This is a genomic window from Rhodococcus sp. TAF43 (assembly GCF_052113525.1).
Lineage (GTDB): Bacteria > Actinomycetota > Actinomycetes > Mycobacteriales > Mycobacteriaceae > Prescottella.
The window spans coordinates 24,994-51,094 of sequence record NZ_JBFRDL010000035.1 but is presented as its reverse complement, the minus strand read 5'-3'; the positions used below and the strand labels follow the sequence as shown (position 1 = coordinate 51,094).

27 protein-coding genes are annotated in these 26,101 nt (G+C 68.9%); 14 read left to right on the top strand and 13 right to left on the bottom strand.

The window, feature by feature from the left end; all coding sequences use genetic code 11:
* Positions 1-566, bottom strand: a 566-nt coding sequence (locus AB4Z09_RS19880) for an FAD-binding oxidoreductase (RefSeq protein ID WP_442240513.1), incomplete at its 3' end; no start/stop codon positions are given.
* Between the two features lie 97 nt (positions 567-663).
* Here AB4Z09_RS19880 and AB4Z09_RS19875 point away from each other — a divergent pair.
* The 7 genes from AB4Z09_RS19875 (at position 664) to AB4Z09_RS19845 (ending at position 5,615) form a co-directional block, all read left to right on the top strand.
* Positions 664-1,290 carry a maleylpyruvate isomerase N-terminal domain-containing protein gene (locus tag AB4Z09_RS19875; RefSeq protein WP_442240512.1) on the top strand — a complete coding sequence of 209 codons (627 nt, stop codon included), beginning with the start codon at positions 664-666 and terminating at the stop codon, positions 1,288-1,290.
* A gap of 21 nt (positions 1,291-1,311) precedes the next feature.
* Positions 1,312-2,052: a DUF429 domain-containing protein gene (locus tag AB4Z09_RS19870; protein WP_442240511.1), complete on the top strand. Its 741-nt coding sequence runs from the start codon at positions 1,312-1,314 to the stop codon at positions 2,050-2,052.
* 117 nt (positions 2,053-2,169) lie between these two features.
* Entirely contained in the window at positions 2,170-2,694 is a 525-nt protein-coding gene (locus tag AB4Z09_RS19865) for a DUF3558 domain-containing protein (protein ID WP_442240510.1), read from the top strand.
* A gap of 167 nt (positions 2,695-2,861) precedes the next feature.
* Positions 2,862-3,107, top strand: coding sequence for a hypothetical protein (locus AB4Z09_RS19860; protein WP_442240509.1), 246 nt, complete (start codon positions 2,862-2,864; stop codon positions 3,105-3,107).
* 98 nt (positions 3,108-3,205) lie between these two features.
* Positions 3,206-3,736: a DUF3558 domain-containing protein gene (locus AB4Z09_RS19855; protein ID WP_442240508.1), complete on the top strand. Its 531-nt coding sequence runs from the start codon at positions 3,206-3,208 to the stop codon at positions 3,734-3,736.
* 24 nt (positions 3,737-3,760) lie between these two features.
* Positions 3,761-4,135: a hypothetical protein gene (locus AB4Z09_RS19850; RefSeq protein ID WP_442240507.1), complete on the top strand. Its 375-nt coding sequence runs from the start codon at positions 3,761-3,763 to the stop codon at positions 4,133-4,135.
* A gap of 28 nt (positions 4,136-4,163) precedes the next feature.
* Positions 4,164-5,615: a PPE domain-containing protein gene (locus AB4Z09_RS19845; protein WP_429518007.1), complete on the top strand. Its 1,452-nt coding sequence runs from the start codon at positions 4,164-4,166 to the stop codon at positions 5,613-5,615.
* Positions 5,616-5,710: 95 nt separating this feature from the next.
* On the opposite strand, the gene AB4Z09_RS19840 is transcribed toward AB4Z09_RS19845, so the two are convergent.
* The 4 genes from AB4Z09_RS19840 to AB4Z09_RS19825 are packed head-to-tail and all read right to left on the bottom strand — an operon-like array spanning position 5,711 to position 11,562.
* Complete coding sequence (locus tag AB4Z09_RS19840; protein WP_442240506.1) at positions 5,711-6,295, bottom strand: hypothetical protein; 585 nt, start codon at positions 6,293-6,295, stop codon at positions 5,711-5,713.
* A 46-nt stretch (positions 6,296-6,341) separates the two neighbouring features.
* Entirely contained in the window at positions 6,342-7,781 is a 1,440-nt protein-coding gene (locus AB4Z09_RS19835; protein ID WP_442240505.1) for an HAD-IB family hydrolase, read from the bottom strand.
* A complete protein-coding gene (locus AB4Z09_RS19830; RefSeq protein ID WP_442240504.1) occupies positions 7,778-10,093 on the bottom strand; it encodes a glycerol-3-phosphate 1-O-acyltransferase in 2,316 nt (771 codons plus the stop codon). Before AB4Z09_RS19830 ends, AB4Z09_RS19835 begins: the two co-directional genes overlap by 4 nt.
* Positions 10,090-11,562: a wax ester/triacylglycerol synthase domain-containing protein gene (locus tag AB4Z09_RS19825; RefSeq protein WP_174909409.1), complete on the bottom strand. Its 1,473-nt coding sequence runs from the start codon at positions 11,560-11,562 to the stop codon at positions 10,090-10,092. Before AB4Z09_RS19825 ends, AB4Z09_RS19830 begins: the two co-directional genes overlap by 4 nt.
* Before the next feature lie 163 nt (positions 11,563-11,725).
* On the opposite strand from AB4Z09_RS19825, the gene AB4Z09_RS19820 reads away from it, so the two are divergent.
* The 3 genes from AB4Z09_RS19820 (at position 11,726) to AB4Z09_RS19810 (ending at position 14,027) form a co-directional block, all read left to right on the top strand.
* The gene (locus tag AB4Z09_RS19820) at positions 11,726-12,037 is read left to right on the top strand and encodes an FmdB family zinc ribbon protein (RefSeq protein ID WP_254622880.1); all 312 of its coding nucleotides are present in this window, start codon (positions 11,726-11,728) and stop codon (positions 12,035-12,037) included.
* Positions 12,038-12,069: 32 nt separating this feature from the next.
* Entirely contained in the window at positions 12,070-13,323 is a 1,254-nt protein-coding gene (gene fmdA, locus AB4Z09_RS19815; protein WP_114722316.1) for a formamidase, read from the top strand.
* Between the two features lie 335 nt (positions 13,324-13,658).
* Positions 13,659-14,027: a hypothetical protein gene (locus AB4Z09_RS19810; protein ID WP_442240503.1), complete on the top strand. Its 369-nt coding sequence runs from the start codon at positions 13,659-13,661 to the stop codon at positions 14,025-14,027.
* Here AB4Z09_RS19810 and AB4Z09_RS19805 read toward each other — a convergent pair.
* Genes AB4Z09_RS19805 through AB4Z09_RS19795 form a run of 3 tightly spaced genes read right to left on the bottom strand, consistent with a single transcriptional unit; the run spans position 13,985 to position 16,176 of the window.
* Entirely contained in the window at positions 13,985-14,641 is a 657-nt protein-coding gene (locus AB4Z09_RS19805; protein WP_442240502.1) for a Type 1 glutamine amidotransferase-like domain-containing protein, read from the bottom strand. The two genes, AB4Z09_RS19810 and AB4Z09_RS19805, sit on opposite strands and share 43 nt — an antisense overlap.
* A gap of 6 nt (positions 14,642-14,647) precedes the next feature.
* Positions 14,648-15,469 carry a maleylpyruvate isomerase family mycothiol-dependent enzyme gene (locus AB4Z09_RS19800; RefSeq protein ID WP_442240501.1) on the bottom strand — a complete coding sequence of 274 codons (822 nt, stop codon included), beginning with the start codon at positions 15,467-15,469 and terminating at the stop codon, positions 14,648-14,650.
* Positions 15,466-16,176 carry a mycothiol-dependent nitroreductase Rv2466c family protein gene (locus AB4Z09_RS19795; protein WP_442240514.1) on the bottom strand — a complete coding sequence of 237 codons (711 nt, stop codon included), beginning with the start codon at positions 16,174-16,176 and terminating at the stop codon, positions 15,466-15,468. The genes AB4Z09_RS19800 and AB4Z09_RS19795 overlap by 4 nt, the downstream gene beginning before the upstream one ends.
* A gap of 217 nt (positions 16,177-16,393) precedes the next feature.
* Between AB4Z09_RS19795 and AB4Z09_RS19790 the strand changes: the two genes are divergently transcribed.
* A complete protein-coding gene (locus AB4Z09_RS19790; protein WP_442240500.1) occupies positions 16,394-17,941 on the top strand; it encodes an AMP-binding protein in 1,548 nt (515 codons plus the stop codon).
* On the opposite strand, the gene AB4Z09_RS19785 is transcribed toward AB4Z09_RS19790, so the two are convergent.
* Positions 17,917-18,282: a DUF488 domain-containing protein gene (locus AB4Z09_RS19785; protein ID WP_114722245.1), complete on the bottom strand. Its 366-nt coding sequence runs from the start codon at positions 18,280-18,282 to the stop codon at positions 17,917-17,919. The two genes, AB4Z09_RS19790 and AB4Z09_RS19785, sit on opposite strands and share 25 nt — an antisense overlap.
* 269 nt (positions 18,283-18,551) lie before the next feature.
* On the opposite strand from AB4Z09_RS19785, the gene AB4Z09_RS19780 reads away from it, so the two are divergent.
* The 3 genes from AB4Z09_RS19780 to AB4Z09_RS19770 are packed head-to-tail and all read left to right on the top strand — an operon-like array spanning position 18,552 to position 21,423.
* Complete coding sequence (locus AB4Z09_RS19780; RefSeq protein ID WP_114722244.1) at positions 18,552-19,667, top strand: Re/Si-specific NAD(P)(+) transhydrogenase subunit alpha; 1,116 nt, start codon at positions 18,552-18,554, stop codon at positions 19,665-19,667.
* On the top strand, positions 19,667-19,999 hold the full coding sequence (locus tag AB4Z09_RS19775; RefSeq protein WP_114722243.1) for an NAD(P) transhydrogenase subunit alpha: 333 nt from the start codon (positions 19,667-19,669) through the stop codon (positions 19,997-19,999). The genes AB4Z09_RS19780 and AB4Z09_RS19775 overlap by 1 nt, the downstream gene beginning before the upstream one ends.
* Complete coding sequence (locus tag AB4Z09_RS19770; RefSeq protein ID WP_114722242.1) at positions 19,999-21,423, top strand: NAD(P)(+) transhydrogenase (Re/Si-specific) subunit beta; 1,425 nt, start codon at positions 19,999-20,001, stop codon at positions 21,421-21,423. Before AB4Z09_RS19775 ends, AB4Z09_RS19770 begins: the two co-directional genes overlap by 1 nt.
* Before the next feature lie 137 nt (positions 21,424-21,560).
* On the opposite strand, the gene AB4Z09_RS19765 is transcribed toward AB4Z09_RS19770, so the two are convergent.
* The 4 genes from AB4Z09_RS19765 to pdhA all read right to left on the bottom strand — a co-directional run bounded on the left by AB4Z09_RS19765 (position 21,561) and on the right by pdhA (position 26,061).
* Entirely contained in the window at positions 21,561-22,655 is a 1,095-nt protein-coding gene (locus tag AB4Z09_RS19765; RefSeq protein ID WP_429518173.1) for an MFS transporter, read from the bottom strand.
* Positions 22,656-22,791: 136 nt separating this feature from the next.
* Positions 22,792-23,952, bottom strand: a complete 1,161-nt coding sequence (locus AB4Z09_RS19760) for a dihydrolipoamide acetyltransferase family protein (RefSeq protein WP_442240499.1) — start codon at positions 23,950-23,952, stop codon at positions 22,792-22,794.
* A 19-nt stretch (positions 23,953-23,971) separates the two neighbouring features.
* On the bottom strand, positions 23,972-24,967 hold the full coding sequence (locus AB4Z09_RS19755) for an alpha-ketoacid dehydrogenase subunit beta (RefSeq protein WP_442240498.1): 996 nt from the start codon (positions 24,965-24,967) through the stop codon (positions 23,972-23,974).
* Entirely contained in the window at positions 24,964-26,061 is a 1,098-nt protein-coding gene (gene pdhA, locus AB4Z09_RS19750; RefSeq protein WP_442240497.1) for a pyruvate dehydrogenase (acetyl-transferring) E1 component subunit alpha, read from the bottom strand. The genes AB4Z09_RS19755 and pdhA overlap by 4 nt, the downstream gene beginning before the upstream one ends.
* Positions 26,062-26,101 lie beyond the last annotated feature (40 nt).

Genomic DNA, 26,101 nt, shown 5'->3' with positions numbered 1-26,101 from the left:
ACATCCTTGAGGAGCGGACCACCGAGACGCACCGCGGTGCCGTCGGCGAGAACCACCTGCATGCCGAGCACGTAGTCGGTGGTCACGCCGTACTTGACGCAGCACAGTCCGCCCGCGTTGGTGGCCGCGTTGCCGCCGATGGAGCAGATCTCGAACGACGACGGGTCCGGCGGGTACCAGAGTCCGTGCTCGGCGGCGGCCTGCTTGACCTCGGCGTTGAGCAGTCCGGGCTGGGTGACGGCGACGCGGGTGACCGGGTCGACGGTGATCTCCCGCATCTGTTCGGTGCTGAGGACGATGCCGCGGTCGACGGCACTCGACCCGCCCGACAGCCCTGACCCCGCCCCGCGCGGCACCACCGGCACCCGGTGCGCCGACGCCCACCGCATCGCCGCCTGCACGTCCTCGGTGCAGGTCGAGCGGACCACGGCGATCGGGGTGCCGGCGTTGGGGTCCGCGGCCCAATCCTGGCGATAGCCCGCGATCACGTCCGGGTCGGTGAGCACCGAACCGTCGGGCAGCGCGTCGATGAGTTCGTCCAGCACCGCGGGATCGACCGTCGTCATGAATCCATCATCCCCCGGATGCCTGGTTTTCGGCCGGAGGCGACCCGACACCGTTAGCGTCGGACACGGAAACCAAACCGAATAGAGGGGGAACACTGTGGCATCGAGCTTCGACGGGGACCGAGATCTGCTGATCCGGCTGTGGCGGGCGTGGGCGAAGCGCGCCGGCGAGCTGTCCGAGGAGCAGTGGATGACCGAGACCCGGCTGCCAGGCTGGACCGTGCGCGACCTCTACGTCCACGTCACGCCCGACGTCATGATCGCGATGCTCGCGCAGCCCGCATCCGACGGTGTCGCGGAGGTGACGAGTGCGGCGCAGATGCTCCGCGTCTTCAACGCCGACTCTGCAATCTCGGAGCCGATGCACGCGCAGCTCGCCGAGATGGTCCGCGAGCTGGCGGCCGACGCCCGACGGGAGACGCTGGTCGAGCGGTTCGACGTCGAACTGCCCGACGGCCTCGCGCGGATGACCGGACTCACCCGCGAGACCGTCATCCCACACCCGATCCTCGGCTCGGTGTCGTTGGGCGCGTTCATGGACATGGCGATCCTCGAGGCGACCGTGCACCTGCTCGACGTCGTCGACGCGGTCGGCGGTCCGGCACCGGAGACGGAGGCACTCGAGCGCACCCGCGACGTGCTGGCGGCGGTGCCGGATCCGCGCGCGTTCATCGAGGCGGCATCGGGGCGGTCGAGCGGCCAGGTGCTGCCGGTGATGCGGTGACGTGGCCACTACCGTGACGGCATGAGAACCGTCGGCATCGACCTGGCCGCCGAACCGTCGAAAACCGCAGTCGCGAGCCTGGTTTGGGACCGCGGGGCCGCGCGGGTGGTCGATCTGCGACTCGGTGCAACCGACGATCAACTGATCGAGGCCGTGGCGGGCGCCGACAAGTGCGGCATCGACGCTCCGTTCGGGTGGCCGGACGCGTTCGTCGAGTTCGTGGTCGCGCACCATCGACGCGAGCCGTCGCGCGAGCTCGAACTCAACAGCCGGGTCGGCAGGTTGCCCCTCGTGCGTCGGCGCACCGACCGCGTCGTCCACGAGGTGACCGGCATCGTGCCGCTGAGTGTCTCGGCGGACCTGATCGCGCACGTGGCGTTGCGGTGCGCGGGCCTGCTGGCCCAGCTCGCGATGACGGGGATCGACGTGAACCGCGTCGACGGGACGGTGGTCGAGGTCTATCCGGCGGCTGCGCTGCAGCAGTGGGGTCTGCCGTTTCGGGGATACAAGGGTGCCGCCAATCGCGCGAACCGCGAGGAGCTGGTCGGACGGTTCGAGGAGGCGCTGCCTGGGCTCGAACTCGGCGAGTTCCGCGGCCGGTGCGTGGCGTCGGACGACGCGTTCGACGCCGTGGTGGCGGCGGTGATCGCGAGGGCTGCTGCCACCGGGCGGACGCGATTGCCCGCGCCGGCCGACCGAGATCCCGCCGAGCGTGAGGGCTGGATACACATCCCCGATGGTTCACTGTCGTCGCTGGTGTGAGGGGTTGCCGCTACCACGCGTTGGTGGAATGGGACAGTTCGCTAGAGGTGGAACCGAACGCGAGTCCAGTGCGTCTGTTTAGGGTGGAGCGGGTCTGGATCGAGGGAGGGATGCCGGATGCGTTTGGTGACGGTCGTGGGGCTGATCAGTGCGGGGCTGGTACTGGCAGGATGCGGCTCGGAGGCTGTGTCGGGTGACGCTGAAACCGAGGGCGTCGCCGCGGGGGAACCGGTGTTCAGCCCGTGCGATGACATTCCGGATGATGTTGTTCGCTCGCTCGGAGTCGATCCGACGACGAAAGAGCGGGACATCATGGGTGTAAAGCAGCCAGGGTGGAACATCTGCGGGTGGATGGGCGCTGGTCCGTCGCTCAGTGTGTTCGCCACGAACCATTCACTCGACGACGTTCGAGCGAATCAGAAGAACACTGAGTTCACGCCGGTTGATCTCGAAGGCCGCAGTGGCTTCTCATACCGTGAGATCGCGGATACGGATCGCAGGAGTTGTGACGTTGCGGTGGGAACCAGTGGTGGCGCCGTGCTGATCTCGGTCTCCTACCTCGGGGTCGATGCCGTAGTCGAGGATCCCTGCGTCATAGCGACTCGTGCGACTCGGGGGTTGGTCGGATACCTACCTGCTTAGAGTCAATTCGATAGCTAGATGGGGGAGCCATGACGACAATCGGAACACCGGACGCGAGCTGGTCAGGTCTCGCTCGCGCAGCTGAATCAGGAGAACTACTTCTCGACGGAGATGTCGGCCTGCGATGTGCGCGGCGATGTGAAGAGCTTGTTCGAGAGCTGAAGTCGGTGCAGGCCAGGGCTAAGCGACTCGACAAGGTCGACGGTCTGGGAACGCTTCCGTCCGGCGTCGCGCTGGCGGCGAAGTTCGGACGCAAGGCCTCGGGCGGCGATTACTCACTGGACCGAGCGCTTGCCGATCACATCGCCGAAGTCGAGCAGATGCGCGATCTCTTCGCCAAGATCGGCGCCCAGTACCGGGCGACAGAGGACGCGAACCAGAAGGCGTTGACCACCGCGGGTGGCGGTTTCTGACAGCGATCGGATCCGATTCGCCATCGGTATGGAACCGAACGCGGGTGTGATGCGTCTGTTTAGGGTGGAGCGGGTCTGCGTTGAGGGAGGGGTGCCGGGTGCGTTGGGTTGCTGCGGTGGGGTTGATAGGTGCTGGACTGGCGCTCGCGGCGTGTGGTTCGGGAACCGTGTCGGGGACGGCTGACCCGGAGGCAGTCGCGTTGGGGGAGCCCGCGTTCAGTCCGTGCGACGACATTCCTGATGATGTGGTGCGCTCGCAGGACGTCGATCTCTTAACCGAAGAGCGGGACATCATGGGAGTCAAGCAGCCGGGTTGGAACGTCTGCGGGTGGAGCGGACCGCGATATTCGCTCACGGTCTATGCAACGAACAAGACCATGGACGACGTCAGGTCCAACGGCAAGAACGAAGACTTCGCCCCGGTCGAACTGGGGGACCGAGCGGGCGTCACGTACCGAGAGGTAGCGGATACGGACCGTGAGTCGTGTGATGTGGCGATGGTATCGGGCGCAGGAGCAGTGCTGGTGTCCGTGGGTTTCCACGTGTTGACCCCACCCCGAGATACGCAGGAGCCGTGCGAGATTGCGGTCCAGTCCGCTCGAGCTCTTGTTCCCCATATCCCGCAATAGTTGGTCGACTGATGGGAACTCACAATGGCTGACGATCTCCAGGGCTGGACGACACTGGCAACTGCTGTAGGTGAAGGACAGCTGTATCTGGAACCAGGTGTCGCGAAGAACTGCGCGCAGAAGTGCGACGAACTGTTGGCGCGGATGAACGCGCTGCGGGACTCAGCCGTCAGGTTGGCGAAGATCGACGGTTTGGGCACACTGCCATCCGGTGTGGCTCTCGCCGGGAAGTTCGAGCGGAAAGCTTCGGGTGGCGAGTATTCGCTGGATCGCGCGATCGCCGACCACATCGTGGTCGTTGCGCAGATGCGCGATTTGTTCACAAAGATCGGCGCCCAGTACCAGGCGGCCGAGGATGCCAATCAGCAATCACTGACGAACGTGGACGCCGGCTTCTGACGCCGGGGCTAGCGGAGGGGGGAAGCACATGGGATTCACCGACTTCATCGGCGACCTGGGCAAGGAGGCGTACGGGCTCGTCCGCGATCCGGGCAATGCTCTGGTCGATCTCGTGACGGGTTACGACCTGAACGAGCGCGACCGCGTCCGGGACGAGCAGGCGGCCGGCAATACCGAGCGTGACGAGATCTACCTGCAGCAGGCGGGGCTGTACGGCCGGTTCGGTGGAGAGTTCGATGCCCCCGCGCTCGGGTCGCCCGAAGCGTTCGAGACGATGTCACACGAGGACATCAAGGCCGCCGTCGACGCGATGAACGGCGGCTCGCTCCGCGCCAGTGCCGAAGGCTGGACGAAGATCGGCGAGTCACTCGAGCAGGCGCTCAATGACTTCCGCGACTTCATCACCCACGAGACCGAAGGCAAGTGGGAGGGCATCGCGAAAGACTCCGCCGTCGCTGCAACGAACAGATACGTCACCGAGTCGGGGAAGCTGGCAGAGGCTGGAACCCTCATCGGCACCAAGATCACCGAAGCGGCCACCGGTGTCGACCAGGTGAAAGCCACCCTGCCCCCGGTCGCCGAGCGCGGCATCCTCGAATCCGCATTGAACCGGGTGCTGCCCAGCGTCGGGATCCTCAAACGTGTCCTCCACGAGCAGGACGAGGCACACCAGCAGGCGATCGAGATCATGCGCACCGTCTACACCCCCGTGATGCAGCAGGCCGACACCAACGTCCCGAGGCTCCCGGAACCGCCCCGAATCGGCGACGGCCCCACCGGCCTCGACGGAACCCAACCCGGTGGCGGCGCACCCGGCAGCGGCGGATCGAACCCGTATGCGCCGCACGCAGGACCGAACTCGGGATCACCGCACAACCCGACACCGATGCCGGGTGCCCCGCTGCCCGGCGGAACCCCGGGCGCCGGGTCAGCCCCCGGAGTCGGCGGCTTCGACCCCGCGGCAGCCGGCGCCCAGCCCGGCGCGAGCGACCAGTTCGCGCCGAACCCCAACCAGACCGACGCCGTAACCACGCCCGCCTCCGCCTGGACTGCGCCCGCGGCGGCGTCGGGCGGTGACGGCACCCGACTCGGCCAGTCCGGTCTCGGAACGTCGGGATCGGGAATCGGCAGCTACTCCGCCGGCGCCGGCGGACTGGGATCCGGGGGAGGAGGCGGATCGGGTGCAGGTTCTCTCGGCGGCTACGGATCCGGTGGAATCCTCAGCGGTGGAATCGGTTCCGGATCGGGATCCGGTTCCGCAGGCGGGACAGGCGCGACCGCGGCGACGACATCGGGCTCGGGCGCGGCGGGAGCCCGACCGGGCGCGGCAGGTGCCGGCATGATGCCCGGCGCCGGGGCGCGCGGCCGCGGTGACGACGAATCCGAGCACAAGACGCCCGGCTACCTGGTGAACGTCGACAACGGCAGCGAACTGATCGGCAAGCTTCCACTGGCCGCCCCGCCCGTGATCGGGAGCTGAGGCGGCCAGTGCATATCTTCTGAATGGAGGCGGCCGGATCGGCGACACGACGAGCAGTCGTCGTCCACCCGGCCGCCTCCATCCCGGGGCGCTCGCTAGGTGCCGATCAGTTGCTTGGCGGCCGACACCGCGGCCGGACCGTCCAGCGACGGCATGTCGTCCCACTGCCCGCCGGTGATCGTCACCTTGACATCGGGTGYTGCGACCGTGGTGACGATCACCCCGGCGACCGCCGTCGTCACCGGGAGGGTGTAGGCGACGCCACCGGCCTTCGCGAGCTCGGCGTCCGGGAGGAGGACGAGCTGGCCGGCCTCGAGGTCCTGCACCGTCGGAACCTCGCCGGTCCCCGGCTCGATGAGAACCTCGACGCCACGGATCTCGCTCAGAGACGTGGCGCCGTCCGGGGTCTCCCAGTTGCAGATCGCGCCGTACTCGTCGACCGCATTGGACGAGCTCTCCTGCAGCCCTGCAATGTACTGCGCCACCGCAGGCGAGACGTCGTCGCAGCTCGTGAACCGCGCCAACACCTCCGCGCCCGCGGCGCTCGCCGCACCCTCGTCGGCGACCGCGACCTCGTCGGGCGCGACCTCCGGGGCGGCCGTGTCGGCGTCGTCGGAACCGCAGGCGCTGAGCGCGGCAGCAAGAAGCAGCACAGGAACAAACCGGGCGTTTCGGATCATATGGGGCACTGTACCGACCCGAAGGTCCCGAAATAGGAGAGACACCCTAGGCCTTCACCGGCCCCGCCCGGAGTACCTCGTCGAACCGGCCCCGCACCTCGGCGATGTGCTGGTCGAGGTCGTCGACGTTCCAGTCCTTGGTCTCGATGGGGTCGAGGACGTCGACGTAGACCGTGCCCGGGTGAGCGACGAACGAGTTCCGCCACATCAGGTCCCCGGCATTGTGGATGACGATCGGCACGATCGGGACCTGCGCCTGCATCGCCATGTGGAAGCCGCCCTTCTTGAATCGGCCCAGTCTCGGCGTGGGGGAGCGGGTGCCCTCCGGGGCGATCGCGATCGACGTGCCGTCCTTCAGTTTGTCCACCGCCGGCCCGAGTGCCGCGCGGGCCTGTTTGCTGTCCGTCCGATCCACGTACGCGACATCCAGTAGCGTGCCGATCGCCGCGAACCGCAGATCGTGCGCCGCCTCCTTCTTCGCCACGCCCGTCGCGTCCCGCTGGACCACCTTGCCCACCAGCAGCAGGTCGAGCGAACTCTGGTGATTGAACATGAACACCGCCGGCCGGTCCTTCCACGCGTTGTCCTCGCCGGTGATCTTCACGTCGATCCCGCAGATCGTCAGCGCCAGATCCGGCCCCACCGTGCCCACGACATTGGCGGCGGTGCGACGGTTTCCTGTCAACACCCCGGCTCCGATACCGACCATGGTGGCCGCGCCCAGCGCGCCCAGTGCGGTCGCCGTGCGCAGCGTCGCGATCGGCGTCGCACCCCGCTCCGGCTTGGGCAGATTCACCGACAGCCAGCCCTCGGTCCGCGCGAGCCCGGCCAGCTTCCGGTCCGGGTTCAGCGCCACCGGCCGCCCCACCGAATCGAGCATCGGGACGTCCTCGACGCCGTTGGAGTACGCGAACGCTTCCGACAGCGGCGCCCCGACCTCGTTCGCGAAGTCCCGCAACGCCTTCGCCTTCGCCGGACCCCACAGGGCGGGACCGGTGAGCGCGCCGGTCAGCATCCCGTCGACCACCTCGGGCCGACTGCACAGCACGTCGTCGATCCCGAGATCCTCGGCCACGTACTGCGCCTGATACGTCGTCGCCGACGTCGCCATCACGATCCGGTGCCCCGCCCGCCGGTGCGCGTCCAGCAGCCGTCGCACATCGGGGAAGATCATCGCGGCGATCTGCTGCCGGAACAGCCGCTGACTCCACTCCCGCAGCTCGTCCTCGCGCCGACCGGCGAGCCCGGTCACCGCGATCTCCATCAGCCGGCCCACGTCGGCGCCGCGGAACTGCGTGTCGAACGCCGCGCCGGTGGTGCGGAGCAGCTCGGCGATGCTGATGTCGAAGCGGCGCAGCCGATCCCGATACACCACGGTGGCCGAGTAGCCGGTGATGAGGGTGCCGTCCAGGTCGAAGGCCGCCAGCGTCGACGGGCCCTCGGGTGCGGCCGCGATGGCGGCGTAGAGATCTCCCAGCCGGTTCATCGGTCCAACTCCGCCCCGGGATCGCCCACGATCTGGGCGGCCGAGTCGGCGCCCTTCACCTGATCGAGCTTCACGTGCGCGAGTGCGCGGATCTCCCGGACCCGGCGCACCAGCGTCCGCACCTCCTCGGCGAACGCCAGCCGGCGCTCGGGCACCTCGGGATCGGCCACCTCGATCAGCTTCCGGTTGCGCGCCAGTTGCAGCGCGGTCGCGAACAGCTCCGACGAGATGGACTCGCTGCTCGCGAGCTGCTGGCGCAACCGCCGCTGCTGGGCCAGTGCGAGACACCCGGCGACGAAGGTCTTCTCGTCGAAGTCCTCGGACACCGGCGCATCCAGCAGATGATCGGCCACCACCTCGTAGGCCTCGAGGAACGGCTGCAGCACCCGGTGCGCCAGATAGGGGCGGACCTCGGAGAGGATGTGCTCCACGTGCTCCGTCTTACTCAGATCGCTCTCCCACGCCGGGTCGATCAGGCTCAGCTCCGCGCGCAGCTCCTCCTGGAAGGTCTCCTTGTCGCTGAAGAAGAACTCGAACTTGAGCAGATCCCGGATGGCCTTGGCCTCCGCCCAGCCGTCGGCGAGCGGGTCCGCGAACTTCTCGTCCACGGCCGCGACCAGCACCATCTCGGCGATCGCCCGCACCAGCAGGAAGTGAATGGTGTTGTTGCGGTAGAACGCCGCCACCAGCCMCTGGTCCCGGCCCAGGTAGTACACCCGCTCGTTGCCCTCGTCGAACCGCTTGAGCACTCCCGAGTCCAGGTGGGTGAACAGCGCCTTCCGGATCACCTGCGGGTTGGTGAGATCGACGTCGCCGGCGGTGGGGAGCTTGCGGGCGGTCATGTAGTCGACCATCGGGCCGAGGATGAAGCCCAGCTCGGGCACCGTCAGCGCCCGGTCCTCGATGCCGAGGAACGCGAGCATCACCAGCGACGACGCCGTGATCGGGGTGACCTCGTTGATGCGGTGGCTCACCTCGATGCCGGTCTTCTGGATCGCCAGCCGCAGATCGTCCTCCTGCGCCAGCGAATCCCGCAGCGACAGGGGCCGTCCCACCGTCACGTGCGCGACGCCGCGGCGCTGCCCCTGCGCCCGGACGTAGCCGACCAGCCAGCGGATGCTCTCCTTGCGCTTCTCCGCGCCGTGGGCCTCCGCGGCCATCGCGCTGACCTCGTACAGCTGGTCGTACACCAGCGAGACGGGGACCAGGTAGACGTCCGACGCGTCGCTCGACTGGAACGCCTTCGCGAGGTAGGTGAGCAGCCCGTATCGGGGTGGGCGCAGCTTCCCGGTGCGGGACCGCCCGCCCTCGATGTACCACTCGAGGTTGAACCGCTTGTTCAGCAGGAACCGCATGTACTCGCGCAGCGTCCACTTGTAGATCTCGTCGCCGTCGAACTTGCGGCGGATGAACACCGTGCCCGACCGCTTGCTGATCGGACCGATCGGCCAGAAGCTGACGTTGAGTCCACCCATGACGTGGTTGAGCGGCAAGTCGTTGGCGAGCAGCGCCGGCCGCAGCACCAGCGGATCCAGGTACGAGCGGTGGCTGGGCAGGAACACCAGCGAATGCTCCCGGTTGAGCTCGCGCAGTTCCTCGAACCGGGTGGTGTCCACGTCCAGGCGATACGCGCGGGAGAAGTAGCGGCCCAGCTGATCCCACAGCGCGATCGCCCGCCGGCTCTGCGCCGCCACCATCTCGTCGAGGTCGGCGCGGGCCTGGCGGTCGACGTCCACCACGGTCAGATTGAGCCGGGCGGCCAGGTTCTTGATCCCCGCGGTGAACCGGCTGGTGTCGGTGATCTCCTCGACCACGAACCGGGACACCTTGTACTGCGTGCCGAGCAGGCTGCGTTCGGCCCGTTCCAGCGCGAGCGCGGCCTGACGACGGATGAAGTTGGGCAGCGATCCGCCGCCGCGTTCGGCCAGCCGGTCCCGTAGCTCGCTCAGCGACGCGGCGTCCCCCTCGATGACCCGGCAGCGCGCCGGATCGGTGCGGAGCACCCGGCGCTGCGCGTTCGCTCCGAGATGGAGCGGGTCCCTCGCGGACAGTACATCCCGAAGCCGTTGCGCACGATGGCCGTTGGTGATATCGGGCAGCCATACGACGCGTACCGGTGTCACCATCGGGTCGTCGTCCCGGCGCGTCAGGGCCGACAGTGCCTGATCGGTGTTCGCGAACGTGACCGTCGGCGATCCGGTTTCGGACTCCTGGTGCCCCAGCCAGGTCCGCAGTGCGCGTTCCTCGGTCTCCGTCATCGGCTCGGTGAGATAGATCGTCGGGTGTGTGGACTGTGCGCCGTGTTCGGTCATCCCTCGGCTCCCTTCGCGGCGCCGGCCAGCGCCACCACCTCGTCCAAACCCTCCTGCAGGCACTGCATGAACAGCGCCGGTTCGGTCACCGCGGCGGTGTCGAGGTTGACGCCGATGCAGCAGGTCCCGACGTGGGAGACCATCGTCGCCATCACGGCGCAGCCCGGTGCCGGGCCGAAGGGGAACATCCGCTCGATCCGCGCCCCCGCCAGATACACCGGCACGGGCACCCCCGCGACATTGGACGCCTGCAGATCCAGCCCCTTGGACTGCGACAGGTACCACTCGGCGAGCAGCCGGGTCGGCAGCCGCACCAGCAGCGGCGACGCCGCCTCGACAATGTCGAGGGCCGGTTCCTCCCGCAGCGCCAGCACGATCGCGCGGACCTTGCGGATCCGCAACGCCGGATCCGGTTCGGTGGCCGGCCCCGCGAACCGCACCGCGGCGATCCGGTTGCCGCCGGACGGATCCGACGCGGCCCGCATGTTGATCGGCATGCCCATCGGGATCTTGCCGACGGACTCGCCGAGCTCCTCGTGGTACCGGCGGAAGCCGCCGAGCAGCGCCGCGATGTAGGCGTCGTTGACCGAACCACCGGCCGCGTGGCCCGCGCCCTTGAGGACCGGCAACTCCACCTCGAGCACCCCGAACCAGCGCCCGAGACCGCGGTTGCGCAGCAGGGGAGAGCCCGTCGCCGGGGGCGGCTGGATGACGCGGCGCAGGGAGTTCGCGTAGTCGAGGACCTCTCCCGCCGCGTCGAACGGCCGGGTCACGGCGGTGATCGCGGCCCGCGCCGAGCCGGAGACCAGGTCGGCGATCCGGCTCGGGGCGCGGCGCACCTCGGTGAGCACCTCGAGCCCCAGCGCGGACAGATCCGACAGGTGCTCGGGCGGCGCGGGCGCGCGGTCCGGCTTGTCGGGCGTCGGTTCGGGTCGGCGGCTGTGCAGCAGCGCCATCATCTGGATGCCGCCCATGCCGTCGGTGATGCTGTGATGCGTCTTGACGACGTAGACGGCGCGGCCGTCACCCAGGCCCTCGATGAGCATCGCCATCCACGGCGGGCGGGCCTTGTCGAACGGTTCGGTGGCGAGGTGCCGGCAGATCCGCAGCGCGTGGTCGAGGTCGGCCGGCTCCGGCAACCGCACCCGGCGCAGGTGGTAGTCGAGGTCGAACTCGGGGTCCACCGACCACACCGGATTGCCGAGGCCGAACGCCGGTTCCACCGCGCGCATCCGGATGCGGGGAACGATGTGCGACGCCCATTCGTGCGCCCGCACCAACCGATCCCAGTCCGGTGCCCGGTCGAGGACGTCGACGGCGACGATGGGGGTGCGCAGTTCGGGGCGCACCTCCTCCATCCGCCACATGCCGGTCTCGAAGTCCGACATGGTCCGGTTCTGCGCCCATCCGACCGCGGAGAGGTCCACATCCACCGCACTCGGTGGGATGAACGGTTGCCCGTCGGCCATACGCACGCTCCTCGAATCCACGATCGGGGGTGTCGCCTCAAGTGTGGCCCCGCGGGAGCGGACGCGTCACGAGATTCGGGCTTCGCCTTTCCGGACACGGCGGACAAGTCGTCTGCCGCGCGATCGGGTGCCGCCTCGGTTAACGTCTGAGGGACTTCGATCCTTGCCCCGGCGAAAGGACGCGGTCATTCCCCTCTATCAGTTCCGGTGCGCGCAGTGCGGTCCGTTCGACCGCACCTACTCGATGGCCACCGTCCCCGACAGCTCCGCCTGCCCCGCCTGCGCGTCCGACGCGCGCCGTCAGATCACCGGCCCGCGGCTCGGCCACGGCTCGTCGACGCAGATGCGTCTGCTCGACGCGACCGCCCGGTCCGCGAGCGAGCCCGCGGTGGTCTCGGGCCCGCGCCCCGGAGCCCGCACGGCGGTGCAGAACGTCACCACCAATCCGCTGCACCGAAAGTTGCCCCGCCCCTGAGTCTTTCCCCTCGCGTCGTGAAGGAGATCCGTATGCCCGAGTTGCTGTTCCCGTTGGATTCGCGCAAGAAGTTCACCGAGCAGGAGAAGATCGGCCACAACCGGTGGCACCCCGACATCCCCGCCGCCGTCACGGTGAAGCCGGGCGATTCGTTCCGCGTGCACTGCCGGGAATGGTTCGACGGCGCGATCCGCAACGACGACTCGGCCGACGACATCCTCAATGCCCCGCTGACCACGGTGCACACGCTGTCGGGGCCGTTCGCGGTGGAGGGCGCCAAGCCCGGTGACCTGCTGATCGTCGACATCCTCGACATCGGACCGATCCCGCAGGAGGACTCGGGTCCGCTCGCCGGCCAGGGCTGGGGGTACACCGGCATCTTCCCGCGCGACAACGGCGGCGGCTTCCTGACCGAGCAGTTCCCCGACGCCTACAAGGCGGTGTGGGACTTCTCCGGGCAGACCGCGACGTCCCGGCACGTGCCGCACGTCAAGTTCACCGGCATCGTGCATCCGGGCCTGATGGGCACCGCGCCGTCGCACGAGTTGCTCGGCAGGTGGAACACCCGTGAGGCCGCGCTGATCGCGACCGATCCGGACCGGGTGCCGCCGCTCGCGCTGCCACCGGAACCGCGCGACGCGGTGCTGGGCACCCTCACCGGCGCCGACTTCGACCGCGTCGCCGGCGAGGCCGCCCGCACCGCCCCGCCCCGCGAGAACGGCGGCAACCAGGACATCAAGAACCTCACCAAGGGCAGTCGCGTGTTCTATCCGGTGTTCGTCGACGGCGGCAAGCTGTCGGTGGGGGACCTGCACTTCTCGCAGGGCGACGGCGAGATCACCTTCTGCGGTGCGATCGAGATGGGCGGGTTCATCGATCTGCGCGTCGACCTGATCAAGGGCGGCATGGAGACGTACGGCGTGTCGGAGAACGCGATCTTCATGCCCGGCAACACCGATCCGCAGTATTCGGAGTGGCTGGCGTTCTCGGGCACGTCGGTGACGCTCGACGGCGAGCAGCGGTACCTCGACTCGCACCTCGCCTACCAGCGGGCGTGCCTGCACGCGATCGACTACCTCACGAAGTTCGGTTACAGCCCGGAGCAGGCGTACCTGCTGCTGGGCGCCGCGCCGATCGAGGGCCGCCTGTCCGGCGTCGTCGACATCCCGAACTCGTGCGCCACGGTGTACCTGCCGACCGCGATCTTCGACTTCCCGGTCGCGCCGTCCGCGGACGGTCCCGTGCGGATCGATCCGGGAATGGGCGCGCCGCACTCCGCACGCTAGGCCCCGGCCGGCGGGGGAACCGGCTCGCGTCGTACCTGATGCGGGCCGGTTCCCGCGCGACCGCGAAATGAACTCCTGTACAAGAAAAACAGGACCGTTCGTTCGAACTTAACGCGTATTTTCCCTGGCTGTAGCCTCGAGCGCGAAATTCGGAGACGTTATTCAATCGTTATGATCAAACAGTAACGCCGACGTCTTTCGCCGCGTTAGCGTCGTTCTCAACGCACCACGCAATCAAAGCGTTACGCGATATGACCATGGACATCTCCTTGTTTCCGGATCTGTTATTTCCGGTGGTGAGGGCTAGGCCGTCGGGGAGAAAGGGGCGCAGAATTGTGAGCGCTTCGAACTGCATCGAGGACTACGTCGCCGCAATGTTCTCGTACGAGTTCCTCGACGGCGGAGTCGACTACAACGCCCTCGAGCGCATCCACCGCGGTGACGTGAACGACTGGGTCTCGGCCGTGGCCGGCTCCGGGCTGTTCACCAACCACCAGGTGGGCCGCATCGACGCGTCGTGGGACCGCAACCCGAAGACCCTGCTCACCGCCCTGCTCTCCGAGGCCGACGAGATGACCGTCAAGCGCTGCGAGATCACCTGGTCCGCACTGGACCGGCTGGCCCCGCGCGAGGAGCGCCGCGAACCGGCCGCCGTCGGCGGCTACAGCAACGCGGTGGCCTCCGCATCCACGACGATCGCCTGATCGTCGGTCAACGCCCGATACCGAACCCCGGCACCGCGACAGGCCTCGATCATGCGAGCCGCGTCGTCGCCGGGGTTCTGTGCGTCCGGGGGAGTGTCCGAACCCACGCAGTGCGGCACGATCGAGAAGTCGATCAGGCCCAGCCCGTCCCAGCGCGGCGGCACCCCGCAGGTCGGCGCCACCTCGCCCGGATCGTCCCCGCTGTCCACCCCGACGAGGGACGGTGCCGTGACGCACGCGCCGGCGCTGTAGCCCGCGTAGRCGAGGGCGTCACGGCGGAGGAGATCCCGCAGGACGTCGTCGGCACCACTTCGTGCCAGCTGTGCACGCAGGACGAACGTGTTGCCGCCGCGCACCCACACCGACCGGAATCCCGAGAGCGTCTCCGCGAGAGCGGCCGGCCGGTCGACGTAGTGGCGTAGATCCACCTCCGACGGCAGGAACCCGAGACGGCGCAGCGGCACGACGTCGCTCACCACGGCCGAGTCCCGGGCCCGCGCCGGCCACGCATCCGCGGCATTGGCGATCACCGCGATCGGGCCGGGGCCGCCGACCAGTTCGACGAACCGGTCCACGTGCAGACCGAACCGGCACGACGCCAGGAACAGTCGCACGGTTGCTCAGACGGTGAAGGCGAGGTGGTCGACGATCCGTCGGCCCACCTCGGCGTCGCCGCCGAGCTCGAACTCCGACGTGTGCTCGGCGGCGGTGGTGCGGCCCGTGGCGAGCCGGGTGAACAGCGGCGAACCCATCGCGATCGTCGACGTCGCCGGTGCGGACAGCTGCGGGACCACCGCGGCCCGGCCGTCGACTTCGACGTGGATGGTGCGGGCCAGCGGGCCGGACAGCTCGAACGTGACCCGGGCACCCTCGGGGGCACCGCCCAGCTTGCCGACGATGAACCCCAGCGCGCCCGCGATCTCCGCGAACGCCAGCTCGCCGCGGGTGCCGCCCTCGTCGCCCGCGGGGGCGCCCAGCGCATCGCGGATGTCGTGCTCGTGAATCCAGCAGTCGAACAACCGGATACGCATGAACCGTCCGTACGTGGCCGGACCCGCCGGCGTCATTGCGGGAGCATCGAAGTCGCCCTGCGTCATGTCGGCGAGCACCTCGCGCCGGCTGGACGTGATTTCGCGGAACATCGCGAGAGTCTGCGCCCCGGTATGGGCTCGCAGGCCCTCCACCCAGCGCTCGTTGAGCGCGCCGATCTCGTTGCGCACGTGGAGGAGTGCGTGCACGTCGATCGCCGTCTCCGGGGGTTTCAGGCCCGACAGCAGCGATTCGGTCCCGATGATGTGCGAGACGATGTCGCGCACCGTCCAACCCGGCAGGGCCGTCGGCGTGGTCCACGCATCGCCCTCGACCGTGGACAGCACATCGTCGAGCACTGCCCACTGCTCGGACAGTGCATCGACCAGCATGCCCTGGGGGAACTCGCTCATGTATCTCGCTCCGTTTCCAGTCCGGAAAGGTCCACGACCTCACCACGATTGACGCTCTGCCAGTCCCGGCCCCGCAGGTACGGGGCCAGCGCCTCACCGATGGCCGCCGCGTCCGCCGGCCCCTTCACACGCTGAAGCTCGTAGACGCGGGGGAACTCGAGCATCTCGGTCACCATGTTCCACAGTCGCACGGCGGCCTCGCCCTCGGGCGGATCGACCAGGACGGGCCCGAACAGCGGGGTGCCCAGCACGAACAGCGTCGGGACACCGAACCCGCCCGCCGCGACCACCCGGTCGTGGTCGGCCCGGACGTCGTCGTGCGTGGTCGGGTCGGCCAGCGCGGCGTCGAGCAGGCCGGGGTCGAGTCCGAGTCTGCCGAGCAGATCCCGTGCGACATCCGGGTCGTGCGGTTTTCCACCGTCGACGTGCAGCAGGTGGCCGGTCGCGGCGTACCAGCGGTCCAGCAGATCCATGCTCTCGCGACGCAGCAGCGCACCGATCCGCATGAGCGACCAGCCGTAGGCCCAGTCCCGCTCCCATGGATGCAACTGCTGCTGCTTCTGATCGTCGCGGCGGTTGATCTCCTCGAGACTGAAGAAGCGCCAGTCGACGTCGATGCCGGTCTCGGCCCGCACGTGCCGGATCCAGCGCGAGGCGTGGAACGCGAACGGGCACATCGGATCGAAGTGGAAGTCCACCGACGTGATCGCCTCGTCGCCGGCGGGCGCGGCAGCATCGGATGTGTCGGTGGTCACCCTGTCACTCTATGACCGATCGGCCTCCCGTGCGACGCCATGACACATCGAAAGAGCGCACCCGGTCGGGATCCGGCGATTCGGGCGAAACCCGTCACGGAGCGGCGCGTGGTGGTGGACGATCGGGCCAGACCGAAGCGCGAGACGATCGTTCACATGAGGAGCTGCCGTGTTCCCGGGAAACTTCGTAGCCACCACCCCCGACAAGCCCGCGATCATCCGGCCCGCCACCGGTGAGCAGCTGACGTATCGGCAGCTCGACGAACGGTCCCTGCGGCTGGCCCGGTACCTGCGGGAGGTGGGGATGCGGCCGGGCGATCACCTCGCGATGGTCGCGGGCAACGACCTGCGGATGCTCGAGGTGTACTGGGCCGCGCTGCGATCCGGTCTCTACATCACGGCGGTCAACTGGCACCTCACCGCGGCCGAGACCGCGTACGTGGTCGACGACTGCGGGGCATCGGTTCTCGTCGTGTCCGCCGACGCGGCCGCGGCGCTCCCGGACGACCCGGCCGATCTTCCCCGGGTCCGCCGCCGGCTCGTGTTCGGTGGCGCGCTCGCCGGCTACGACGACTACGAGCAGGTGCTCGCAGCGCAGACCGTCGAACCGCTCGAGTCGCAGCCGCGCGGCCAGGACATGCTGTATTCGTCGGGCACCACCGGCCGGCCCAAGGGCATCAAGCCCAAACTGCCCGGCGGCGAGGTCCACGAGACGACGGACCCGTACACCGCGGTGTTCGCGCCCATGTACGGATTCGACTCCGACACCGTCTATCTGTGCCCCGCGCCGCTGTATCACGCAGCGCCGCTGCGCTTCTGCGGAACCATCAACTCCGTCGGCGGCACCGTGATCGTGATGGACCGGTTCGAGCCCGCCGAGGCGCTCGACCTGATCCAGACGTACAAGGTCACGCACAGCCAGTGGGTGCCGACGATGTTCGTGCGAATGCTGAAGCTGCCCAAGGCGGTTCGGGACAGCTACGACGTCTCCAGCCTGCAGGTCGCCGTCCATGCCGCGGCGCCGTGCCCGCCGGACGTCAAGCGGGCGATGATCGAGTGGTGGGGGCCGGTGATCCAGGAGTACTACGCATCCACCGAGGGGTCCGGGGTCACCTTCATCGACAGTGCGCAGGCGCTCGCGCATCCGGGCTCGGTCGGCCGGGACGGCGTGCTCGGGATCGTGCACATCTGCGACGAGGACGGGCGCGAGCTGCCGGTGGGGCAGATCGGCACCGTCTACTGGGAGCGCGCCGAGCTGCCCTTCGAGTACCACAACGATCCGGCCAAGACGGCGTCGGCGCAGCACCCGGACCATCCGACCTGGACGACGAGCGGCGACATCGGCTACATCGACGACGAGCGATTCCTCTATCTCACCGACCGCGCCGCGTTCACGATCATCTCCGGCGGCGTCAACATCTATCCGCAGGAGATGGAGAACGTGCTGACCCTGCATCCCAAGGTGTACGACGTCGCGGTGATCGGGGTGCCCGACGAGGAGATGGGGGAGCAGGTCAAGGCTGTTGTCCAGCTGGCGGACGGTGTGACGAAGAGCGCCGACCTCGCGCGCGAGCTGCTCGACTACGTCCGCGACCGCGTCGCGCACTACAAGGCGCCGCGCTCGGTCGACTTCGCGGACGACCTACCGCGCACTCCGACAGGCAAGTTGGTCAAGCATCAACTCCGGGCCCGCTACGTGACGTCCCTGAGGAACTGACGCAGTACCGCGGCGTGGCTGTGCTCGACGTCCTTGGTGGCGGTCAGGAGGACGAGTGGACGGTCGTGCGCGAGCTCGAGAACGCGCTCCACGGCGCTGCGGCCGTCGGGCGACTCGAGCTCGGCGAGATAACGGGACCGAAACTCGCCGAACTCGGCGACGTCGTGGCTGTACCACCGGCGCAGCTCGGTGGACGGGGCCAGCTCCTTGGCCCAGTCGTCGTAGTGGAACGAATCCTTGCGCAGCCCCCGTGGCCAGAGCCGGTCGACGAAGACGCGGAAGCCCGCTTCGGCACCCGGATGGTCGTACACACGTTCGATCTCCACCGTCTTGACGGGCATCTCTCACCTCCGTGTCTTGGGCCTATTTCGGCGCCAAGTTACGTCCATGTGAATTAGTGAGCTGTATCACAAAATGTGTTCCTTACAGTGGTATACCTCTGTTCGGACTCGATTCAGACAACACTGACGACTTGCGTGTGTTCCCTTGCTCACGGTAGTTCTGCTTACCATCGTGGACCACTTGCATCGATCGGGTCATCGTCCGTCGATCGCTCGAGAGTTGCCGCCCGTCGTGGCGTGCACACCATCTAACGCAGGAAGTCGAAACATTGGATACATCGAAGAGCGCGGCACAGGTGCGCCCGTCGGTCGGTGTCGTTCGGGAGACGAACGACGACGAGCGGCGGGTGGCGCTGGTGCCGAAGGTTGTGGCGTCGTTGTCCGCCAAGGGCGTCGACGTCGTTGTCGAGTCCGGGGCCGGCCTGGCCGCCCTGATTCCGGACGAGCTGTACGTCGAGGCGGGTGCCACCATCGGTGACGCGTGGTCCGCGGACATCGTGGCGAAGGTGGCCGCGCCGTCGACCGACGAGATCGCCAAGCTGCGCTCGGGCTCGACGCTGATCGGCTTCCTGGCGCCCCGCAACGCGGACAACCGGATCGCGGATCTGAAGGCGGCCGGCGTGCAGGCCTTCGCGGTCGAGGCCATCCCGCGTATCTCGCGTGCCCAGGTGATGGATGCGCTGTCGTCGCAGGCGAACGTGTCCGGCTACAAGGCGGTGCTGGTGGCGGCGTCGGAGTCGACGCGGTACTTCCCGATGCTGACCACCGCCGCGGGCACCGTGAAGCCGGCGACGGTGCTGGTCCTCGGTGTGGGTGTCGCGGGTCTGCAGGCGCTGGCGACGGCGAAGCGTCTCGGCGGCCGCACCACCGGCTACGACGTGCGCCCCGAGGTGGCCGATCAGGTCCGCTCCGTCGGTGCACAGTGGCTCGATCTCGGCATCGATGCCGCCGGCGAGGGTGGCTACGCCCGTCAGCTGACCGAGGCCGAGCAGGCCCAGCAGCAGCAGGCGCTCGAGGACGCGATCAAGGGCTTCGACGTGGTCATCACGACCGCGCTGGTGCCGGGTCGTCCGGCGCCGCGTCTGGTGACGGCCGCAGCGGTGCAGGGCATGAAGCCCGGCTCGGTGATCGTGGACCTCGCCGGTGAGACCGGTGGCAACTGTGAGATCACCGAGCCCGGTCAGACCGTGGTCAAGCACGGTGTGACGATCTGCTCGCCGTTGAATCTGCCGGCGACGATGCCCGAGCACGCCTCCGAGCTGTATTCGAAGAACCTGCAGGCGGTCATCGAGTTGATGCTCGACGAGAACGGTGCCTTCGCGCCGGACTTCGACGACGAGATCCTCGCCGCCGCCTGCGTCACCCGTGAGGAGGCGAACGCCTGATGTACAACGAACTGCTCGCGAACATCGCGATCCTGGTCCTGGCCGGGTTCGTCGGCTTCGCCGTCATCTCCAAGGTGCCGAACACGCTGCACACGCCGCTGATGTCGGGCACCAACGCCATCCACGGCATCGTCGTGCTCGGCGCGCTCGTCGTCCTCGGGCATCTGCCCGGTGACGCGCCCTGGAGCATCAAGATCATTCTGTTCGTCGCGTTGGTGTTCGGCACCTTGAACGTGGTCGGTGGTTTCGTGGTCACCGACCGCATGCTCGCGATGTTCAAGCCCAAGAAGGACGCCCTGAAGGCGGCTGCGAAGAAGGGGGCTGACGCCTGATGGGCTACCTCGTCACGATCCTGTACATCGTCGCGTTCGCGATGTTCATCTACGGTCTGTCGGGCCTGACCGGCCCGAAGACCGCCGTGCGCGGCAACTACATCGCCGCGGTCGGCATGCTCGTCGCCGTCGTCGCGGTCCTGATCGATATCCGCGACACCGACAACTGGGGCCTGATCATCGGCGGCCTGGCCGTCGGCATCATCCTCGGTGTCCCGCCCGCGCTGCGCACCAAGATGACCGCGATGCCGCAGCTGGTCGCCCTGTTCAACGGTGTCGGCGGCGGCACCGTCGCGCTCATCGCGTGGGCCGAGTTCCTCAACTCCGACGGCTTCACCGCCGTCGAGGCGGTGCCGTCGGCGCCGTTCATCGTCGGCTCGCTGTTCGCCGCGATCATCGGCTCGGTCTCGTTCTGGGGCTCGCTGGTGGCGTTCGCGAAGCTGCAGGAACTGCTCAACAAGAACCTCGAGAAGAAGGTCGTCGCGTCGGCCAAGCTGTTCCAGCTGGCGAACATCGTCCTCGCGCTCGTCTCGCTCGGTCTCGCGATCTACATCGGCCTGGGCGCCGACGGCGACCCGCAGTCGCCGTGGCTGATCGTCGGCCTGCTCGTCGCCGCCGGTGTCATGGGTCTGTTCGTGGTGCTGCCGATCGGCGGCGCCGACATGCCCGTCGTCATCTCGCTGCTCAATGCCCTCACCGGTCTGTCCGCGGCGGCCGCCGGTCTCGCGCTGAACAATCAGGCGATGATCGTCGCCGGCATGATCGTCGGCGCGTCGGGCTCGATCCTGACCAACCTGATGGCCAAGGCGATGAACCGGTCCATCCCGGCGATCATCTTCGGCTCGTTCGGCGGCGGGGACGCCGGCGGCGCCGCCGGTGCCGCGTCGGGTGGCACCGTCAAGGCCACCTCCGCGTCGGATGCGGCGATCCAGATGGCGTACGCCAACCAGGTCATCGTCGTGCCCGGCTACGGTCTCGCGGTGGCGCAGGCCCAGCACGCGGTCAAGGAGATGGCCGCGCTGCTCGAGGACAAGGGTGTCGAGGTCAAGTACGCGATCCACCCGGTCGCCGGCCGCATGCCCGGACACATGAACGTCCTGCTCGCCGAGGCCGACGTCGCGTACGACGCGATGAAGGAAATGGACGACATCAACGGCGAGTTCTCCCGCACCGACGTCACCGTCGTCATCGGCGCCAACGACGTCACCAACCCCGCGGCCCGCGAGGATTCGTCCAGCCCGATCTACGGGATGCCGATCCTCAACGTCGACCAGTCCAAGTCCGTCATCGTCCTCAAGCGGTCCATGTCGTCGGGCTACGCCGGTATCGACAACCCGCTGTTCACCGCCGACCAGACCTCCATGCTGTTCGGCGACGCGAAGAAGATGGTCTCCGAGGTCACCGAGGAGCTCAAGGCCCTGTAGCCGCTTCGGGAATCACGGAAGACGGCAGCTGCCGGGTGACTCCCCCTCCGCTCGACAGTCGTAGGGTCCCTTCACACGCTCCCAGCGTGTGAAGGGACCCTTCCGCCGTTTCGGGAGACCGAGTTTCGGGGGGACTTTCACACCTGCACGGGCCGGCTCGTGGGGCGCCGGACGACACCCGCGAAGCACGCCGCCACCAGTACGCAGGCCAGCGGCACCACCATCGCGACGGTGAGCGGCACCAGTTGGGTGACCCACCCGATGGTCGCGGGCCCGGCGAGGAATCCGATGTAACCCATGCCCACGACGCGCGACATGTTCGCGCCCGCCGCGCCGGTTCCGAGATTGCCCGCGGTCGTGAAGATCTGCGGCACACACCCGGACAGGCCCAGGCCGAACAGTGCCCACCCGAGCAGCGTCGTCGGCAGCCACTGCGAGACGATCACCAGCGCCATGCCGGCCGCCGCGATGAGCGTGCCGTACCGGACGATCGCGACGGGACCGAGCGCCGCGCTGACACGGTCGGCGGTGAAGCGGCCCAGCGTCATCGTCAGCGAGAACCCTCCGAACGCGAGCGCGGCGACGGCGGCGGTCGTGTCGAGATGCTCCTTGACCTGCAGCGTGCTCCAGTCGTTCGCGACCCCCTCCGCGAGCATCAGCACGAACGCGACCGCACCGAGTGCGACCACCCGGGTCGAGTACCGCCCCCGTGGCCGGGTCTCGTGATGCTCCGGCTGTGGATGCGCGGACGGCGGCAGCAGCCGCGTCGTGCAGACGGCGATCCCCACGAGACCGACCACTGCGGACCCGCCCAGCGCGACGAGCGGCGACCAGCCCGCGGCCAACGTCGCCGCCCCGACGAGCGAGCCGGCGACGCCGCCGATCGAGAACATGCCGTGGAACGCAGACATGATCGGCCGCCGGTACGCCTGCTCGACGTAGACGGCCTGCGAGTTCATCGCGACGTCCAGGGCGCCGTTGCCGAACCCGAACACCGTGAGCGCCAAGCCGAGCTGCCACGCGTTGCCGGCCAGGCCGGGCCCGATCACGGCGATCGACAGCAGGGTGCCGCTGAGCGCCACCAGCCGTCGGCTGCCGAACCGGTCCGACAGCGGACCCGACAGCTGCATGCCCGCGATCGCGCCCGCCGCGAGGAGCAGCAACAGCGACCCCAGCGTCGAATGGGAGATGTCGGTGCGCGCCTCGATCGCCGGGATGTGGACCACCCACATCGCGAGCAGGAAGCCGTTGATCCCGAACACCCCGAAGATCGCGGCACGCGCCGATCGCAGGTGGAGCGGCCGGTCCGTCTGCTGGGCGTTCACGTACCCCTTTGTACCGAACTCCGGTGCCGGGCGGCCGGACCGGTCACAGCTGCGCGAGCAGGGTCGGTACCGGGTCGGTGAGCGCCGCCCCGAGATCGGCGAGGAACCGCGACGCCTGTTCGCCGTCGACGAGGCGGTGGTCCACCGTCAGGCTCAGTGTGGTGACCTCGCGGATCGCGAGCCGGTCCTCGTGCACCCACGGCCGACGGTTGATCGCGCCGAGGGCGAGGATCGCGGCCTCGCCCGGGTTGAGGATCGGGGTGCCCGCGTCGACGCCGTACACCCCGACGTTGGTGATCGTGATCGTCCCGCCCGACAGCTGCTCGGGTGTCGCCTCCCCGGCGCGCGCGGTGTCGGTGAGGTCGGTGAGGGCCCGGCACAGGTCGGGCAGTGTCAGGTTCTCGGCGTCCTTGATGTTGGGGACGACGAGCCCGCGTTCGGTGGCCGCCGCGATGCCGAGATTGACGTAGTGCTTGGTGACGATCTCCTGGGTGTCCTCGAGCCAGGACGAGTTCAGACCGGGATGCGACCGCAGCATCACCAGCACCGCCTTCGCGACCAGGGCCAGCGGTGTGAGGTGCAGTCCGGTGAACCGGTCCGACGACCGGAGCTGCTCGAGCAGTCGCACCGTCTCGGTGACATCGGCGGTGAGGAACTCGGTGATCTGTGGGGCGGTGGACGCGCTGCGCACCATGGCCGACGCCGTCTCCCGCCGCACCCCGCGGATCGGGGTCCGGGTCTCCCGCGGGTCCGCCCCGTCGGTCCCGTCGGTCCCGTCGGTCCCGGCCGGGGCCGGCCGCGCCTGGTGCCGGCGCACCGCGTCGGGGCGGGTGGCCGAATCGCGGTGTACCGGACCGGCGCGACGGTGCCGGCGGCTCGGGGCGGGGGCGGACGGCCCGTAGCCGACCAGCACCGAATCGGCCCGGGACGTCTCCGCGGCCGGCTTCGGGGGCGTCGCGGAGTCGGTCTCCACCCGGATCAGGGACGCGCCCACCGGCACGGTGTCGCCGGGCCGGGCGAGCAGTTCGCGTACGACACCGGCGAACGGCGACGGCAACTCCACCAGCGCCTTCGCGGTCTCGACCTCCCCGATCGCCTGGTTGAGCTCGACGGTGTCGCCGACGGCCACCGCCCACGACACCAGCTCGGCCTCGGTCAGTCCCTCCCCGAGGTCGGGCAGCCGGAACTCCTCGATCCGCGTCATGATGCGAGTGCCTCGCTGCTCATGCCGCGAGCACCTCGTCGACAGCGCCGAGGATGCGGTCGGCGTCGGGGACGTGATGCTTCTCGAGCTTGGCCGGCGGGTACGGTATGTCGAAGCCGCCGACCCGCAGCACGGGCGCCTCGAGCTGGTAGAAGCACCGCTCGGCGATGCGCGCCGCGATCTCCGCGCCGAGGCCGACGAACACCGGGGCCTCGTGCGCCACGACCAGCCGACCGGTCCGCCGCACCGACGACTCCACGGTGTCGAAGTCGATCGGGGACAGCGACCGCAGGTCGACCACCTCGAGGGACGTGCCCTCGGACTCGGCGATGTCCGCGGCCTGCAACGCCGTCGGGACCATCGAGCCGTAGGCGACGAGCGTGGCGTCGGTGCCGGGCCGGACGATCCGGGCCCGATGCAGCGGCAGATCCGGGAGAGCATCGACGTCGACCTCGCCGCGATCCCAGTAGCGACGCTTGGGCTCGAGGAACACGACGGGGTCGTCGAGGGCGATCGCCTGCCGGATCATCGCGAACGCGTCCGCCGGGGTGCTGGGGCTGACCACGCGCAGCCCGGCGGTGTGCGCGAAGTACGCCTCCGGGGACTCCGAGTGATGCTCGACCGCGCCGATGCCGCCGCCGTACGGGATGCGAATCGTCAACGGCGCCTTCACGTGACCGCGGGTGCGGTAGTGGATCTTGGCGACCTGCGAGACGATCTGGTCGAACGCGGGATAGACGAAGCCGTCGAACTGGATCTCGCACACGGGTCGATAGCCCCGCAACGCGAGCCCGAACGCCGTTCCCACGATTCCGGATTCGGCGAGCGGGGTGTCCATGACGCGGGCCGGTCCGAAGTCCTTCTGCAGTGCGTCGGTGATCCGGAAGACGCCGCCGAGCTTGCCGATGTCCTCGCCCATCAGCACCACCTTCGGATCGTCCTCGAGCGCCCTGCGCAGTCCCGCGTTCAGCGCGGCGCCGAGGGCCATCGTGGTCGTGGGTGTCGTGGTGGTCATGACAGGGCCTCCTCACCGGCGGTCAGCGTGTCGAGGTACGCCCGGTACTCGGCGCGTTCCTCGTCGAGCAGGGGATGGTCGGTGGCGTACACGTGCTCGAACAACTCGTCGACATCCGGGTCGAGCGCCTCGAGTGCCCCGGCCCGCAGCCGGGCGGCGACCTCGTCGGCACGGGCCTGCACCCGGTCCGCGAGGGCGTCGTCGAACAGCCCCTCGCGTTCGAGGAGACGGCGCATCCGGTCGATCGGATCGCGCGCCTTCCACACCTCCGATTCCGCCGCGGTCCGATACCGGGTGGGGTCGTCGGAGGTGGTGTGCGGGCCCATCCGATAGGTGATGGCCTCGACGAACGACGGCCCGCCGCCCTCGCGCGCGTGTCGCGCGGCCTGGCGGGTCACCGCGAGAACGGCGAGCACGTCGTTGCCGTCGACCTGGACCGCCGGCATTCCGTAGCCCGCGGCCCGCGCCGCGATCGGCGCCGGACTCTGCAGATGCACGGGTTCACTGATGGCCCACTGGTTGTTCTGGCAGAAGAACACCACCGGCGCCCCCAGGCTCGTCGCGAAGCCCAGCGCCTCGGCGAGGTCGCCCTGGCTGGTGGCGCCGTCACCGAAGTAGACGACGGTCGCGATCTCCGCGCCGTCCAGGTGCGCGCCGAGGGCGTAGCCGGTGGCGTGCAGGCCCTGCGACCCCACCACGATCGCGGGGTTCGTCATGTTCACCGACGCCGGATCCCAGCCCGAGAACGCGTACCCGCGCCACAGCCGGGTCATCACCGCCGGATCCACGCCGCGGCAGTACGCGACGGCGTGCTCGCGGTAGCTGGTGAAGATGTAGTCGTCCGGCTCGAGCGCCCGCACGGACCCGATCTGCGCGGCCTCCTGCCCCAGGAGCGGCGCCCAGATCCCGAGCTGGCCCTGCCGCTGCAGCGCGGTGGCCTCGGTGTCGATGCGCCGGACGACGACGAGGTCCTCGTACAGATCGCGCAGCCGGTCGGGACCGATGTCGGCGACCAGCGCTGCGTAGTCGGGGCGGTGCACGCGTCGTCCGTCGGGTTGGACCAGCTGCACCGGGAAGGCGATCTTGTCGGCCATCGTGGGTCACCTCGCTGCCGGGATCCGGGGCCGCCTCGTG